We start from the raw sequence: 15,436 nt of genomic DNA on the forward strand, positions 1-15,436 counted from the left end.
CGGCTCATTTTCGCGTGTCTAAAGGGGTTCGGCTCGCGTAAGTTGAGCCCCGATGCGCTCTTCCGGGGTCTTCTTCGGCGGTCGGTCTCACGCGCGGACGGTACGGCGCTCCCTCCGGGGCGCCGTTCTCGCCGCGATCCTGTGCGAGAGTGTCACCGCCGGAGCGCAGTCGTTGCCTTCGTTCGACGCCCGCACGCTGCGTCCGTCGGCCGACCCGCAGGCCTCGCTCGTCTACGAGCCCGTGACGACTCCGGGGGCGTTTCAGTGGAACGTGGGCGCCTCGCTCGCCTACGCACACCGTTCGGTCGTTCTCTCGCGCGGGGGCGAGGACGCCTACGTGCCCGTCCGAAATCAGCTCGCGCTCGATCTGACCGGAGGTCTCGGCATCGGCACGCGCGGCTTCGTCGGCGTGGCCATCCCGCTCGCGCTCGCGCAGGAGGGCACCTCTCTCCCCGCGAGCGTGTCGTCGACCTCACGTGTCCCCACGACCGCGCTCGGTGACCTCACCCTCCTCGGGAAGGCGAACGTCCTCGACAACCGCGACGGGGGCCTCGGGCTTGCGGCGCTCGCCTCGTTCTCGCTGCCGACAGGCAACCGCGAGGCCTTCATGGGCGAGGGCTCGGCCACGGCGTCCGCGCGCGCGCTGGCGAGCTACTCGTTCATCCTCGCCGAGCTCTCGGCGAGCCTCGGATACAAAGTGCGCACCGAGCGCCGCACGTGGCCCGAAGCGCGTGTCGGAGGCACGACGTTCGGTGACGAGATCCCCTACACCCTGAGCCTCACCCTCCGGCCGAGCGTCCTCAGGCTCGACCCGGGCGGGCGTCAGCGGTGGGAGGTGTCGATCCACGGGGCGCTTCCCGCGGGCCCCGTCGCCCCCTTCGGCGCGGGTGACGCCGCGAGCACACCGGTCTCACCGATCATGCTCGCCCTCTCGGACCGCATCGAGCTCGGGCACATGCGCGACACCTACGTCGTCGGCGGTGTCGACCTCGGCCTCAACGACGCGGTGGGCGTGCCCGCGTTCCGGGGCGTCGTACAGCTCGGTTGGGCTCCACGCTCCCACGACGAGGACCAAGACGGCGTCCCCGACGACGTCGACCAGTGCCGCCAAATTCCCGAGGATCGCGACGGTTTCGAGGACGACGACGGTTGCCCCGAGATCGACGACGACGACGACGGGATCGTCGACAAAGAGGACGCCTGCCCACGGGTCGCGGGCGTGGAGAGCCGTGACCCGCGGCGAAACGGCTGCCCCGTGGCCGACCGCGACGGCGACGGTGTCCCGGACGACGTCGATCGCTGCCCGAGCCTCCGCGGCGTTCGCAGCGACGATCCTGCGCGAAACGGCTGCCCTCTCGTCGACAGCGACAGCGACGGGATCCCCGACGAGGCCGATCGTTGCCCCGACGCGCCCGAGGATCGTGACGGCTTCGAGGACGACGACGGCTGCCCCGATCCCGACAACGACCGCGACGGCGTGCTCGACACGGTCGACATGTGCCCGCTCGTGGCCGGGGTCACGAAGGCGAACGCGAAGCGAAACGGTTGCCCGAAGGTCGACGTCGACAACGACACGTTCGACGACGAGGACGGCGACGCGTGCCCCGACAAGCCCGAGACCTGGAACGGCGTCTCCGACGACGACGGCTGCCCCGACGAGGGCAAACGCGCGCTCGTCACCTTCGATCCCGCCGCCAAGTCGCTCAAGCTGAGCGCCGTCGTCGCCTTCTCGGGAGAGGGCGCACGTGTGTCGCTCGACCCGAAGAGCCTCGCCATAGCGCGCGCCGTCGCGTCCGAGCTCCTCGCCCACCCGACGTGGTCGCTCGCCATCGGCGCGAAGCCGGTGGGCACCGACAAGGAGACCGCCGCCGAGGTGTCGCTCGCTCGAGCCTTTGCACTCCAGGCCGCCATCGCGGCGTTCGTCCCGCGCGACGGCGCCGTCGAGACCGTGGCCTGGGAGGCCGTGGCGGCGCGCCCCTCGGGAGACCCTAACCTATCGTTTTTGCTCATGGATTCGAGCCGCCCAAGCCCGCCCGTTTTGCCTCGTCCGGCCCCGGCCCCGAAGAAGTGACGCGGGGACGACACGGGCCGGGTCGAGCCGCCCTCGACGCCCGATTCGCTATCGCGCCGACCGCGCGCTCGGCTACGCTCGGCTTCGTGCTCGGCACGCGAACGACCCGTCCCATCGGCGCCGCAGCGCTCCTCGTCACGGCGCTTGGCGTCTTGTGCGGTCCCACGGCCGCGGCACAGCCCCGGGCGACGCCACCGGAGCCCAACGCCGCGTCGACGAACAGCCCCCAGAACCTTCGAGGCCGGTTCGGCATGGAGGTGCTCCAGCGCCTCATGCGCTCCAGCTCGCAAGAAGACCGCCTTCGTGCGATCCGGCGCGCGGCCGAACAAGGCACACCCGAGGCCATCGCGCTCGTGGCGTCGAGCGCCGAGTCGAACCCCCTCATTCGAAACGATCCGAAGGCGCTCCTCGAGGCAGCGCGCGCCCTCGCGCCTCACGCCAAAGAAGACGGACCGCGGACCGCGCTCGTGAGCATCGTCAACGTCCCGACGAGCGCCGTTCGCCTCCCCCAAGACGACAACGACCCGTTCGCCCGCTTCGACCTCGCGCGGTCGACGGCCGCCCTCGCGCTCGCGAAATCCGGGGCCGGGCCGGCGGTCGAGGCGCTCCTCGCGGCCATTCGGGTGCAGGGCGTCGGGACCGAGCCTGCCACGCGAGCGCTCGCTGCGGCCCCCCCGACGACCCTCCGAGGGCTGGGCTCGGCCACGTCGCTCTCCCCCGCCCTGCTCACGGCGGTCGATCGCACCGACGACCTCCGCGCCGCCGACGTGCTCCTCCTCGCGCTCGGAGGCACGGATCCGAAAGCGAAGGCGGTCGCCCTCGTCGCGCTCGCGCAAAAAGGGGACGTTCGGGCCACGGAGCCCGCGAGGAAGCTCGTCAAGGATCCCAGCCCATCGCTACGGATCGCAGCCACCCGAGCGCTCGTCGCGCTCGCGACGAAAGACGCGGCCCCGAGCGTGCTCGCGCTCTTCGGAGACGAGGGCACGGCCACGGTCGCCGTGGAGCTCTCCCCGCTGGTCGAGAACGACGAGGTCGTGAAGGCTCTCGCGGCGCGCGCGAGCTCTCACCCAATCCCGGCGCGCCGCACCGAGGCGCTGCTCGCGCTCTCGCGTGGCACCTCCCCTGCCGCCGCCAAGGCGCTCGGCGCGCTCGTCCTCGACAAGTCGATCGAGAGCGAGGTCGCGCATGCGCTCGGTCGCTCCCGGAGCGCCCACGTCGACCCGTGGATCATCGCGATGCTCCGCTCCCCCGAGGTGAAGCGGCTCGGCGCTCGCGCGTACGTGCTCCGTGTGCTCCGCGGCGCGCCACGGCTCGACGAGGGAGACAGGGCGCTCGCGGCGCTCGCGCGTGACACGTCCCCTGCGAACCGCGCCGCCGGCGTCTTCGGCCTCGTCGCCACGGGCGCCGAAGGGCCGACGCGATTCCTCGCCGACAACGACCCATCGGTGAGAGCCGCGGCCGCCATGGGCGCACGCCCACGACTCGACGACGCCCTTCGAGAGCGCATGTTGCGGCTCGCCATCCAAGAGCGCGACGACGCGGCTCGCTCCGCGCTCTTCGGCGCCCTCGACCGCGGCGACGTGCTGGGTATCGTCCCCACGCCGTTGCTGGTCGATCGCGCCGAGTCGGCGTCTCCCGAGGCCGCGCTCGCGGCGTTCGCCCTCGCGAGGCGCACGGAGGAGGAACCGTCCGACAAGGTGCGCGCGCTCCTCGAGTCGCGCTCGGCCTCGATTCGCGCGCACGCGCTGCTCGGGCTCGCCGAGAGCGGCGCCCGAAACGTGTCCGGTCGGCTCGCCACGGCCTACGCGTACGAGCCGGACGAGAGCCAGCGACGGACGCTCGTGCGAGCCCTCGCAGGTCGCTCCGTCGACGCGTCCGCCAAGGTTCGGCTCGACACGCTCGCTCTGGCGGAGAGCCTCGATCCGAGCCCCGAGGTGCGTTTTCTGGCGAGCCGCGCCCGGCTCGGCGTCGCTACCCCTGCGGCGCGCGGCGAAGCCGACGAGATCGCGTGGCTCCGCGTGACCGGCCCCGACGGCAAACCTCCGTCCGAACGAGGGTACGCCGGAGCGCTCTTCACCTCCGAGGGTCGCGTGGTACCCGTCGCGTTCGATCCCGACGGCTACGCGCTCGTCCCCGCCATCCCCCCCGGGCCGACACGGCTCTTCCTCGCGCCTCGCTTTCCGAAAGACCTCCCATGACCCGCAAGCCTTCGCCTCCCGAGGAGCAAGAGCCAAAGCCCGAGCCGGCCTTCGAGGCCACGATGAAGCGCCTCTCCGAAATCGTCGCCAAGCTCGAGAAGGGAGATCTGCCCCTCGAGGAGTCGCTCCGCCTCTTCGAAGAGGGCGTTCGGCTCTCGGCGCACTCGCAAGCGACCCTCGACGCCGCGCAGAAACGGGTCGAAGAGCTCCTCTCGGTGGACGACGACGGGCGCACCAAGCGGGCTCGCTTCGAGCTCCGCGACGACGAGTGAACGTCCCCAGGGGCGCCGATCGCGCGCGGCGCTACTTGCCGATCGCGCCCCTGTAGACCCACCCCTCACCTTCGGGGCAGGTCACCTTGAACCAGCCGTCGCGAGACGACTGGATCGTCACCTTGGTGCCACGAGGGAGGCGAACGACGACCGCACCGGTCTTCGGAGCGTCGCGCAAGAGGGCCGTCTCCCACGTGACGACCGCCGAGCCGGACTCGGCCTTTCCATCGTTGGGCTTGGCGTCCCCCGTCTTGCCGGGGTCGGCCTTGGGCTCGTCCTTCGGGGCCTCGAAGGTGACCCCGTACGCGACGACGTACCGCGGGTGCTCGTGAGAGAGCCCCTTCAAGACGACCCCGTTGAACTCGGTCCGCATGCACCCGAGGAACGCTTCGGGGTTCTGCACGGTCGACGATTTGCCGAGGCTCATGTCCATGCGGCCTCCCCCGTAGTCGACGGTGAACACCGCGGAAAGCTTACCCTTTTCGTTGGCCGCGGCCGCGCACTGGCCGAGGTTCTTGAGGCGCGGCACGGCGACGGCGTCGAACCCCGAGGGGCCGCACTCTTTCGTCCCTTTGCGCGCTTCACCGTCGCTCGTCTTGCACGAGACGACCGCCCCCGGCCCGACGTTGACCGACACCACGGACGGGGCAGATGGGGGCCGCGCCGAGGCCGACGCGCTCGGGCTCGCAGAGGGTTTGGTGTTGGGCGCTTGAGCCGAGAGGGGGATCTCGTGGGGGGCTTCGGGCGCCCGCTGGCTCGAGCCCGCCGCAGCTTGGGTCGACTCGGAGGGAGCGCTCGGACCGAGCTTCACGCCGGTGAGCCGAGGCCACGCGACACCGACCACGAAGCCGATGATCGCGATCGTGCCCACCTTTCCCCACGATGGGGAATCGTCCTCGGGGACGTCGACGACGACGGGAGCGGGCTTCTTCATCTCTGGCAAAAACCTCGGAGTTCTTCGGCATTACCACGAAGGTACGGGCGAAGGAAAATCTCCGGCGAAGACAACGCCGGCCGAGCCCCCCCGAATCCCGCGTTCGAAACACACGAGGCCCGCACCCCTGACGAGCGTGCGGGCCCCATCGCGAACGACCTTGGCCTAGCGGAGCGTGATCGCCAGGACCAGGTTGCCACCTTGGTACGACTGCCCGGCCACGAAGAAGGTCTGCCCGACCGAAGCCGATACCCGAAGGAGCTTCAAGAACGAGTTCCCGTCGGCTTGGCTTATCGACGCCGAGACGTCGTGGCGGTTGTCGGGGGTGAGCCCGGCGTACGAAACCTGGAGGCTTCGGCCGTTGGGGAGCTTCACCGAGCCGTTCTTGCCCGACTCGAGCTCGAGGGTCTGTTTGTCGAGGAGCTTGTAGGTGTTGAAGGCGCTGAATGGCGGCTCTTTGAGGCGCGAGACGTCGCCGATACGAGCGTCGTACGAGCCTGGCTCGGGCCCCTTCGTGGCGTGGATCACCATGACCTCCGCTTTCACCTTCGAGGGCGCGCCGGCTACGGCCACCCCCGACACGAGCGCCGCCGACGCGAACAGCGCGGCCGAGAGTACGTTCCTGCGGGTCATCGCACGCATCAAGGGGCTCCTTTGTCGTCGATCCACACGACGACGCTCGAGGCGGCGTTGCCTCCCGAGGCCGGCAGGTAAAACACGGAGACGTTCGAGTCGTCGTTCGAGTCGATGCTGGACACCTCGACGCCGCGATCTTGCCCGGCCTGCGCCAGTTCGGCCTTACCGGGCTCGGCGTTGCGTCCGCGCAAGAACAAGATGCCCGCGGCCGCCATGGCGAGCGCTCCGACCACCACGACCATCTGCGAGCGCTTGGCCCGGCGATCGCGCGCGGCGGCGAGGCTCGACACCGCAGCGGCCGGCCGCGCCGAGGGCTCGGCGTCGATCTTGGCGAAGATGGCGTCCGTGAGGTCGACCTCGGGGAGAGGCTCGAGCGCGACAGCGGCGCGTGCGGCGTGGGTCAAGACGCCGAGAGACGACACGAACTCGCGGGCATGGGCGCTCTCGTCGAGCACACGCTCGGCCTCCGCGAGCTCGTCGCCATCGAGCTCGCCATCGGCATACGCCTGGAGCATGAGGAGAGTGGTCATCGGAAGGCTCATGGGGTGCCTCGCTCGTCGTCGTCGGAGGCGTCCGACTCGGGTTCGTCCGCCGGCTCGGCGGCAGCGTCGTCTTCGTTGCGGCCTCGGATGGGGCCGTCGACCTGCTCGCCGTAACAATCGGCGAGGGCCTTCTGGAGCTTCTGTCGGGCGTGGAAGAGGCGGCTCATGATCGTGCCCTTCGACACGTTCATGGCCTGCGCCATCTCCTCGTAGCTGAGCCCTTCGATCTCGCGCATCACGATGACCCCCCGGTGGTAGGGAGGGAGGGCATCGAGCGCCACCTTGAGGCGTGCGGCGATCTCACGACGGCGAACCACGTCGATCGGGTCGGCCCCGTCGATTCGGGCGACGAGCGGGTACTCCGAGTCGCGGGCGTCGTCCGCGTCGACCCGGGACGGCTCGAGCTCGACGAGCTGGCGACCAGGCTTTCGAATGAGGTCGATGCTGAGGTTCGTGATGATGCGGTAGAGCCACGTGAAGAACGACGAACCGCCTTGGAAGGTCCCGAGGCCCTTGTACACGCGGAGGAACGCGTCTTGGACGAGCTCCCGAGCGTCATTTTCGTCGCGGACGAGAGAGAGCGCGATGGCGAACGCACGGCGTTGGTGCCGTTCGACGAGCCGTCGAAAGGCAACCTTGTCTCCGTTTTGCGCGCGCGCGATGAGCTCACGATCTTCCTCGGCTTCCTTGATGCGGGCTAACTTGGCGTTGGACGCATCGGGAGAGCCGGTATTCAGGGGCCGTGCCGGCATGTTGGGCCGAGGGCGCACCTCGCCCGTCGCCTCGGGCGCCTGGCCGTCGTTCGCCGCCGGGCCGTCCGGGCGCACGGAGCCGCGTCGCGGGCCTTCCCCGGGGGACTCGGGGCTCTCCGGAGGCATCGCCGTCATGGACCGGTACTCCAAGGTAGTACGTTTTCGCCGCGCACCACCGAAATCGTCATCGGCCGGTGCCTCCCACGTGAAGGGCGATGTGTGCGAACCGCCGCACGAACGAAAGACGCGGCGGGCTCACGGAGAACCGTGAGGCCTCGCCGCGACGTAGCAGCCCGTTGACGTTTTCCCGTCCCCCGTCGGCGGGCGCGGACGTCGAACGGCCTCGGTCCGAAAATCGACAGGGCTGCTGCTAGGGCCGATCAGTGCTTCTTCGTGAGCTCGACGTAGCGCATACGAACGTCGAACAGGACCTGGCTGAGGAGACGCTCCTCGTCGCCCGTCAGGTTGCCCTTGGTCTTCTCTTCGAGGAGGCCCAGAAGGTCGATGTTCTGCTTCGCGAGGGGGAGGTTCTTCTCGATCCGCCCGTCCTCGGGGTGGGGAGCCTCGCCGAGGTGCATGAGCGCCGAATGGCTCACCGAGAGCACGAACGTCGCGAAATCGATGTGGGGGAGCTCCTGCTCCGCGTCGGACGCCACGGCTCAGCCGGGCTCGGAGGCGGGGGTCTCGCCTTCGTCGCCGTCGCCGTCGTCCTCGTCCTCGTCGTCGGCCTCTTCGGGCTGGGCGAGCGCGGGCTGGGCGAGCGAGACCGGCTCGGCCGCGTCCGCGAGGTCGGGGAGACCGGTGAGGAACTTCTCGACGTCCTTCTCGGAGAGGGCCCCACTCTTCAGGTGGCGGTCGCGGACACGGATGTCGAGATCGAAAGCGGACATCGTCTTCTGGCTCATGGGGTTCTCAAACCTTTCTACGGGCAGCGCCTTGGCCTAGCGAACCAGGGCGTGAATGGCAACGACCTCGCGCGGCCGAAGCGTGAACACTCGTTCAGTTCGTGAGCTTTTTTCCGAGCTGCACGAGGTCGGCGTCGTGGCCGCAGTCGGGACCGTGGACGTGGTGGGCGTCCTCCGAGTCCTCGAGCTCGCGGGCCGCGTCCTCGATCTCTTCGGCGGTCGCGGCGCGCAGCTCGACGACCGTGATGGCGTACGAGAGATCGACCCCCGCGAGCGGGTGGTTCGCGTCGACGACGACGTGATCGTCGTGGACCTCGACGACGTGCATGGAGGCCTCCTCGCCGTCCGGAGACTCGGCGACGAGCTCGTCGCCCACGACGACGGCCTTCGGGTCGGGCAGCTCTCCGCGATCGACCTCGAGCACGAGCTCCTCGTCGTACTCGCCGAACGCCTCGGCGGCGGGGACCGCGATCTCCCGCGATTCGCCCTGCTTCATGCCCACGAGGCGCGCCTCGAGCCCTGGCACGAGCATGCCGTACCCATGCACGTACCGAATGGGCTCGCCCTCGCCTTCGTCGCTCCGGTCGACGATCTCGCCTTCGGCGTCGCGGAGGATGTAGTCGAGGACGACGAACGCGTTCGTTTGGATGCTGTCCATGATGCGCCGCCTTTACCGCGCTTTCCTGGAAAAGGCGAAGGGGCACCGCGGAAATCGGCGCCCCTTGGCGAGTGAGCCCCGGGGAGCTCGAACGGGGTGAGATCGGTCGGCCCTCCCGCGACCCTTCAGAGGTCGTCGGGGGACGCGATCTTCCCGAGCACGGCGCTCGCCGCGACGACGAGGGGGCTCGCGAGGTACACCTTCCCAGGGCCGCTTCGGCCAGGGAAATTCCGGTTGATCGCGCTCACGGTCACCTGCTCGGGCGAGTCGCTCACGCCGGGGCCGGCCTTGATGCATGCCCCGCACGACGGGTCGACGAGCTCGGCGCCGGCGTCGGCGAAGATCGTGAGGTAGCCCTTCTGCTCGGCGTAGCGCCGGATGTCCTGCGAGCCGAACTGGATGTAGAGGTGCACGCCGTCTTTCACGCGCTTTCCCTTGGCGAGCGCGGCTTTGAGCACCTCGGCGTACATGTCCATGTCGGCCTTCTTGCCGCCGGTGCACGAGCCGCCGTACGCGATCTGGATCGCGACCTCGCGCCCTTCGACCTGCTCGAGCGCCTCGAGGGGCACGCCGTTGCGAGGATCGCCGGGGGTCGCCACCATCGGGCGGATCGCGGAGAGATCGACCTCGAAGGTCGCGAGGTAGGACGCGCCCTCGTCGGCCCGGACGATGCGCGCGCGGACGTCTTCGGCGGAGAGACCGCGTTGAGCGACGAGGTAGTCGACCACGACCTCGTCGGCCTCGATGATGCCGGTGAAGCCCCCCGCCTCGACCGCCATGTTCGTGAGGGTCGCGCGCTCGTCGAGCGAGAGGCCGCGGACGCCGTCCCCCGCGAACTCGAGCACCTTGCCGATGCCCGCGCCGGACTTGAAGAACTCCTGCGAGAGGATGTGGAGCATCACGTCCTTGGCGCAGACGCCCGGAGAGAGCTTGCCCGTGAGGACGAACCGCGCGGTCTCGGGGACCGTGACACGAACGTCCCTCGTGAGCCAGGCGTTGGCCATGTCGGTCGAGCCGACCCCGAACGCGAAACATCCGAGCGCGCCCGCCATGCACGTGTGCGAGTCGGTGCCGATGACGAGCTGGCCCGGGAGCGCGATCTCCTCGATGACCTTGTTGTGGCAGATGGCCTCCGAGCCGACGAGCTTCCCCTCGCGGACGACCTCGCCGTAGAGCCTCACGCCCTGCCTCTTCGTAAACGACTCTTGGACCGTCGCGAGCTCCTCGGCCTGCTCCTTGAGGCCCATGTCGCGGTGAGCCTTGGGCATGACCAAATCGAGGAACGTGAGGTGGTCACGGAACGCGAACACGCTCTCGGGCTCGGTGACCTTCGCGTCCTTGCCCATCTCCTTCACGAACAAGGACTCGGCCATCGGCGTCACGTACTCGTGGCTGAAGCGCACGTCGGTCCGGGCGAAGAACGCGTCTCCGGGGGTGACGGCGGGCACGCCGACCGCGCCCGACTTGGCGTCGACGATCGCGTGGGAAGCCAGGATTTTCTCGCACAGCGTGAGCTTGCGCGGGGCCGTCTCGATCTTCGGAGGCGAGACCGCTCCGGCGAGGCGAGCGCGGTTGTAGGCGAAGAGGCCCCCGTGCTCGACGATCCCGGCGCTGATCGGGTCGAGCCCCTTCGTGAACTCGCTCATGGGGATCGCCTCACCCCGCTCGATGCGTGGGATGAGCGAGAAATCGGTGCTCGTGAGGAGGCCGATGTTCTGCGCGTTCTGGCGGTAGATCTTCTCGATGCTCTTCGCGATGACGAGCCGGACGCCGCAGACGAGCTCGCTGTAGGGCGCCGTCTCGCGGCTCGAGCCGCACCCCTTGGAGATGCCGCTCACGATGACGCCGAACCCGCCGTTCTTGATGGAATCTTTGAGGATTTTGCCGCCCCGAAGGCCGACGAGGCAGTACCGGCCGAGCGTCTCGTCGTAGTAGTAACAGACCCACCCGGGGGTAAGCTCGTCGGTCGAGATGTTCGACACGAGCGGGCGGTCCGCGTCGAACGCGAGCGACTTTCCCGCGAGCTGCTCGGCGAGGAGCTCCTGGTCCTCGGTGACGTACAGAATCCGACCTTCGATTTTGACCGCGTTCTCGGGTGCCGACATGCCCTCTCCTTATCAGAAAGGCGGGCCGCTTTCGCGGGTCAGGACCGCATCTGCAAAGGCGATTGCGCACCGCCGCGAAGAGGTGCGTCCACCCCTTTCTCCTTGGTTCTCGGTCGCCGATTGGCTATGGGGCTCGGGCTTGCGCATCGCGGTCGTCACAACGAGCTACCCGGAGAGCCCCGGCGACCCGAGCGGTCACTTCGTCCTCGCCGAGGTCGTCGAGCTCCGCGCCCTCGGGCACGACGTGGAGGTCGTCACACCGCGCCCCGGTGGCGCGTTCGGCTGGCCGGGGGTGGCGGCGCGAGTTCGCGCTTTTCCGCCGAGGATCCTCGAGATCGGCGACTTCGTCCGGAACGCGCGCGCCATCGTGACACGCGGGGGCTTCGACCGCGTCGTGGCCCACTGGGTCGTGCCGTCGGCGTTCCCGATCGCGATGGACAGCCGCTCCCCCCTCGACGCCGTGTCCCACGGGGGAGACGTGCGGCTCCTCGCGACGCTCCCGGCCCCCGTGCGAGACGACGTCGTCACCCGAATCGCCCGGCGCGCCGAGCGGTGGCGGTTCGTCTCGGAGGCGCTCCTCTCGTCCCTCTTCCGAACGCTCGGAAAAGGCGCGCGGACCGAGCTCGATCGGGTGGCCACGGTCGTCCCCCCGCCGCTGGAAATCCCTCATATCTCGCCCGAGAACGTCGCCATGCGACGTTCGTCGGGGCGGCCCCTCTTCGTGAGCGTCGGGCGCCTCGTCCACAAAAAGCGCGTCGATCGTGTGCTCTACCACGTGGCCGATCGGCAGAAGCGCGGCGAGCCCGTCGACCTCGTCGTCGTCGGGGACGGGCCCGAGCGACCGAGCCTGACCCGCCTCGCCGAGCGCCTCTCCGTCCCTGCGCGTTTCGTCGGAAAGACGTCTCGTCCGGAGGCGCTCGCGTGGATCGCCGCGGCCGACGCGCTCGCTTTCGCTTCGGAAGAAGAGGGGCTCTCGACCGTGCTCCGAGAAGCTGCCGCCCTGGGCACGGCCGTCGTCCACGTGTAGGCGCCCGCCGCGCCTCGGGCCCGCCCCTGTGTCACCGCCTCCGGGAGATCCCGAGCCACGCGACCGCGGCGACCGTCACCGTCGCCATCAGCGTCCCGAGGAGGCGCGGCTCGGCGAGGACGACGAGCACGAGGACCGAAACGACCGCGCCGCCCATGGCGAGCTTCCGTGACGAATCTCCCTGGGCGCGACGGTGGGCTCGCTCCCGCGATCGCTGCTCGGGCTCGGCGAGCAGCGAGTCGATGATGCGACGCCGCTCCTCGGGGCTGAGCACGGCGCCTCGACGCTCGACCTCGCGGTACGGAGAACCCTCGGCCATGCGTCAACGTACCACGACGCTGGGGCCCCGTTCGAAACGAGACGGGCGAGCGACCCGGGAGAGCCGCTCGCCAATTCATTCGTACTTCTGGATACTTACTGACCCTTGCGTTGGAACGCGGGCACGTCCCAGTCGTTGTCGAACGCGGGGAACGACGCGTGGGACGGCCGCTCGCGCACCGCGAGGCGCGGCTGCGACGCCGGGTACATACGCGAGTCGGGCGCCTGCTCGCGCGCGACGGGGGCCGTGCGCCGGGTCGAGAGCGCGGGGATCATGTCGGCCGAGGCCGCGGGGGCTTGGCTCTGGCGAGGCGCCGGCGCGAACGACGACGTCGACCGCGGGGCGAAGGACGAGATCGTCTGCGGCGCCTGCGACGAGGCCCGCGCGTGCGACTCGGCCTCGCGCTCGCGCTCGAGCGAATCGAACCCGGTGGCGATGACGGTGACCTTGAGGTTCTCGCCGAGCGTCTCGTCGATGCTCGCGCCGAAGATGATGTTCGCGTCCTCGTGCGCCTGCTCCTGCACGAGCGACGCGGCCTCTTCGATCTCCTTCATGCGCATGTCGGAGCCACCGACGACGTTGATGAGCACGCCCGTGGCGCCGTCGACCGAGATGTCGTCGAGGAGCGGCGACGAGATCGCCATCTCCGCGGCCATGCGGGCGCGGTTCTGCCCCTTCGCGATGCCGGTGCCCATGAGGGCGCGGCCCATGTTGCTCATGACGGTCTTCACGTCGGCGAAGTCGACGTTGACGATGCCGCTCTGGGTGATGAGATCGCTGATGCCCTTCACGGCCTGGTAGAGGACCTCGTCGGCCTTGCGGCAGGCGTCGATGAAGGTGAGGTCCTCGTCGCCGATCATGAGGAGCTTCTGGTTCGGGATCGTGATGAGCGTGTCGACCTGCTCGGCGAGCTGCGCGAGGCCCTGCTCGGCGCGACGCGAGCGCTGCCGCCCCTCGAACAGGAAGGGCTTCGTGACGACGCCCACCGTGAGCGCGCCCTCTTCCCGGGCGATCTGCGCGATGATCGGCGCGGCTCCCGTGCCCGTGCCGCCGCCCATACCGGCGGTGATGAAGACCATGTCGGCCCCGGCGATGAGCTCCTTGATGCGCTGGACGTCCTCGAGGGCGGCCTTACGACCGCGGTCGGGGTCGGCGCCGGCGCCGAGGCCCTTCGTGATGTTCTGCCCGATCGTGAGCTTCGTGGGCGCCGCGTTCGCGTTGAGGGCCTGGACGTCGGTGTTCACGACGATGAACTCCACGCCCTCGAGGCCGAAGTTGATCATCGTATTGACCGCGTTGCCGCCGGAGCCGCCACAGCCAATCACCTTGATGCGAGCCTGGTACTCCTGCGACTCGTCCGCGAACTCGATGGAAAAACTCATGACCGTAGCCTCCCGGGAGGGCCCTTTCGCCCCTGGTCCTAATCGTCTGTCACGCGAGCCTCTTCGGCACTCGCGCGGACTAGCCAGCTCGACCCGGGCGCCTCTTCCCGGAGCGGACGACTTCGTCCTTATTCATCTACTTCTACATTCGTTCGGAGTCGGGCCTCAAATCTTCGGCGAAGATTTGTCCTACATTGGAGCCGCGCGATTTCGCGCGACAGGCTCTTTCAGAAAGCGGCCTTCAGCCACTCCCAAACTTTGTTGCCTTGCGGCTTGGCGGCTTCGGGCGCCTCGGCCTCGGCCACGACGGCCTTCTTCACGGTGGCCTTCTGGCGCGTGAGCGACGTCGGTGGCGCGGGCGCGCGCGACTCGGCTTCGGTAATGGCCTGTGCGCCGTATTTCACGAGACCGACGGCCGTGGCGTACTGCGGGCCTTGCACGAGCTGAGTGAGACCGCGGACGCCGGTCGGATACCCGAGCCTCACGGGCATTCCGAGGATCTCTTCGGCGAACTCGGGCATTCCCTCGAGGAGGACCGCCCCGCCCGTGAGGATGGCCCCGGCCGAGAGCTGCTCGAGCAACCCCGTGTCCTCGATGCGCTTCCGGATGACCGCGAACATCTCCTCGACGCGCGGCTCCACGATATCCGACAAGACCCGACGGGCAGTGCGCCGCGGCTGGTGGCCGCCGACACCCGGCACCTCGATCTCCTCTTCGTCGCCCACCATACGCCCGAGGGCGCAGCCGTGCTTCTGCTTGAGCCGATCGGCCTCGGCCATCGGCGTCCGGAGCCCCGCGGCGATGTCGCTCGTGATGTTGTTTCCGCCGACCGGGATGACGAACGTGTGCGCGATGCCGCCGTCGACGTAGAGGATGACGTCTGTGGTGCCGCCGCCGATGTCGATCACCGCGGCGCCGATCTCCTTCTCGTCCTCGCTGAGCACGGCCTCGGCGCTCGCGAGCGACTCGAGCACGGCGTCGGCCACCACGAGATCGCAGCGCTCGGCGCAGCGGATCACGTTCTGGACGCAGCTCGTCGCCGCGGTGACCAAGTTCACCTTGGCGCCGAGTCGGACGCCGCTCATCCCGATAGGATCGCGGATCCCGTCTTGGACGTCGACCGTGTACTCCCGCGGGAGCACGTGCAGGATCTGCCGGTCCGCGTCGACCGGGATGGCGCGGGCGCCCTCGAGCACGCGCTCGACGTCGGCGCGCGTGACCTCTCCACCCGCGATCGCCGCCACTCCGTCGGACGGCTGCGAGCGGATGTGGCTCCCGGCTACGCCCGCGAAGACCGTGCGGATCTCGACGCCGGCCATGGTCTGGGCCGCCTCGATGGCGTCCTTGATCGACCGCACCGTCCAGTCGATGTTCGACACGATGCCCTTCCGCAGTCCGCGGCAAGGCACCTGCGACACTCCGAGGATCGTGATCCCGTCCTCGCCCACCTCGCCGACGACCGCGCACACCTTGGTCGTCCCGATGTCGAGGCCCACGACGATTTCACCCTGCGATGCTTGCGTGCTCATCCTGTCTCGGAATCGCACGCTGGGGAGGCTCGGGCCAAAATTTCGGCGACGTTTTCCGCGGCGCCGAACGATGCCAAAAAAGCTCCGTCTTTCCGGGAACTTACGG

Annotated in this window: 15 protein-coding genes; 4 read left to right on the forward strand and 11 right to left on the reverse strand. The window is 69.3% G+C overall.

The genetic code is table 11. The features are described 5' to 3' along the window. Positions 1–52: 52 nt before the first annotated feature. From IPK71_32475 to xseB, 3 genes are all read left to right on the forward strand, one after another. Positions 53–2,071 carry a thrombospondin type 3 repeat-containing protein gene (locus tag IPK71_32475; GenBank protein MBK8218472.1) on the forward strand — a complete coding sequence of 673 codons (2,019 nt, stop codon included), beginning with the start codon at positions 53–55 and terminating at the stop codon, positions 2,069–2,071. Between the two features lie 86 nt (positions 2,072–2,157). Next, positions 2,158–4,269 (forward strand): HEAT repeat domain-containing protein, encoded by a 2,112-nt coding sequence (locus IPK71_32480; protein MBK8218473.1) that lies wholly within the window; start codon positions 2,158–2,160, stop codon positions 4,267–4,269. Further along, positions 4,266–4,541, forward strand: a complete 276-nt coding sequence (xseB, locus tag IPK71_32485; GenBank protein MBK8218474.1) for an exodeoxyribonuclease VII small subunit — start codon at positions 4,266–4,268, stop codon at positions 4,539–4,541. Before IPK71_32480 ends, xseB begins: the two co-directional genes overlap by 4 nt. Before the next feature lie 31 nt (positions 4,542–4,572). Here the strand turns inward: xseB and IPK71_32490 are convergent, their stop codons facing one another. From IPK71_32490 to IPK71_32525, 8 genes are all read right to left on the reverse strand, one after another. Continuing rightward, a complete protein-coding gene (locus IPK71_32490; protein MBK8218475.1) occupies positions 4,573–5,475 on the reverse strand; it encodes an SH3 domain-containing protein in 903 nt (300 codons plus the stop codon). Positions 5,476–5,640: 165 nt separating this feature from the next. Continuing rightward, entirely contained in the window at positions 5,641–6,117 is a 477-nt protein-coding gene (locus IPK71_32495) for a hypothetical protein (GenBank protein ID MBK8218476.1), read from the reverse strand. After that, complete coding sequence (locus tag IPK71_32500; GenBank protein MBK8218477.1) at positions 6,117–6,653, reverse strand: hypothetical protein; 537 nt, start codon at positions 6,651–6,653, stop codon at positions 6,117–6,119. The genes IPK71_32495 and IPK71_32500 overlap by 1 nt, the downstream gene beginning before the upstream one ends. Beyond that, positions 6,650–7,531: a sigma-70 family RNA polymerase sigma factor gene (locus IPK71_32505; GenBank protein MBK8218478.1), complete on the reverse strand. Its 882-nt coding sequence runs from the start codon at positions 7,529–7,531 to the stop codon at positions 6,650–6,652. The genes IPK71_32500 and IPK71_32505 overlap by 4 nt, the downstream gene beginning before the upstream one ends. Positions 7,532–7,785: 254 nt before the next feature. Then, positions 7,786–7,983, reverse strand: a complete 198-nt coding sequence (locus IPK71_32510; GenBank protein ID MBK8218479.1) for a DUF1844 domain-containing protein — start codon at positions 7,981–7,983, stop codon at positions 7,786–7,788. 81 nt (positions 7,984–8,064) lie between these two features. Beyond that, positions 8,065–8,310, reverse strand: a complete 246-nt coding sequence (locus tag IPK71_32515; protein ID MBK8218480.1) for a hypothetical protein — start codon at positions 8,308–8,310, stop codon at positions 8,065–8,067. 94 nt (positions 8,311–8,404) lie between these two features. Next, positions 8,405–8,968 (reverse strand): peptidylprolyl isomerase, encoded by a 564-nt coding sequence (locus IPK71_32520; protein MBK8218481.1) that lies wholly within the window; start codon positions 8,966–8,968, stop codon positions 8,405–8,407. Between the two features lie 125 nt (positions 8,969–9,093). Continuing rightward, positions 9,094–11,073: a 3-isopropylmalate dehydratase gene (locus tag IPK71_32525; protein MBK8218482.1), complete on the reverse strand. Its 1,980-nt coding sequence runs from the start codon at positions 11,071–11,073 to the stop codon at positions 9,094–9,096. A gap of 139 nt (positions 11,074–11,212) precedes the next feature. Here IPK71_32525 and IPK71_32530 point away from each other — a divergent pair, with 139 nt between their 5' ends. Continuing rightward, positions 11,213–12,100 carry a glycosyltransferase family 4 protein gene (locus IPK71_32530; protein MBK8218483.1) on the forward strand — a complete coding sequence of 296 codons (888 nt, stop codon included), beginning with the start codon at positions 11,213–11,215 and terminating at the stop codon, positions 12,098–12,100. Positions 12,101–12,131: 31 nt separating this feature from the next. Here the strand turns inward: IPK71_32530 and IPK71_32535 are convergent, their stop codons facing one another. The 3 genes from IPK71_32535 to ftsA form a co-directional block, all read right to left on the reverse strand. Further along, entirely contained in the window at positions 12,132–12,419 is a 288-nt protein-coding gene (locus tag IPK71_32535; protein ID MBK8218484.1) for a hypothetical protein, read from the reverse strand. Positions 12,420–12,514: 95 nt separating this feature from the next. Further along, a complete protein-coding gene (gene ftsZ / locus IPK71_32540; protein ID MBK8218485.1) occupies positions 12,515–13,801 on the reverse strand; it encodes a cell division protein FtsZ in 1,287 nt (428 codons plus the stop codon). 227 nt (positions 13,802–14,028) lie between these two features. Further along, on the reverse strand, positions 14,029–15,330 hold the full coding sequence (ftsA, locus tag IPK71_32545) for a cell division protein FtsA (protein MBK8218486.1): 1,302 nt from the start codon (positions 15,328–15,330) through the stop codon (positions 14,029–14,031). Between the last annotated feature and the right edge of the window lie 106 nt (positions 15,331–15,436).

Source organism: Myxococcales bacterium (assembly GCA_016712525.1).
In the GTDB taxonomy this organism is placed as follows: domain Bacteria; phylum Myxococcota_A; class Polyangia; order Polyangiales; family Polyangiaceae; genus JAAFHV01.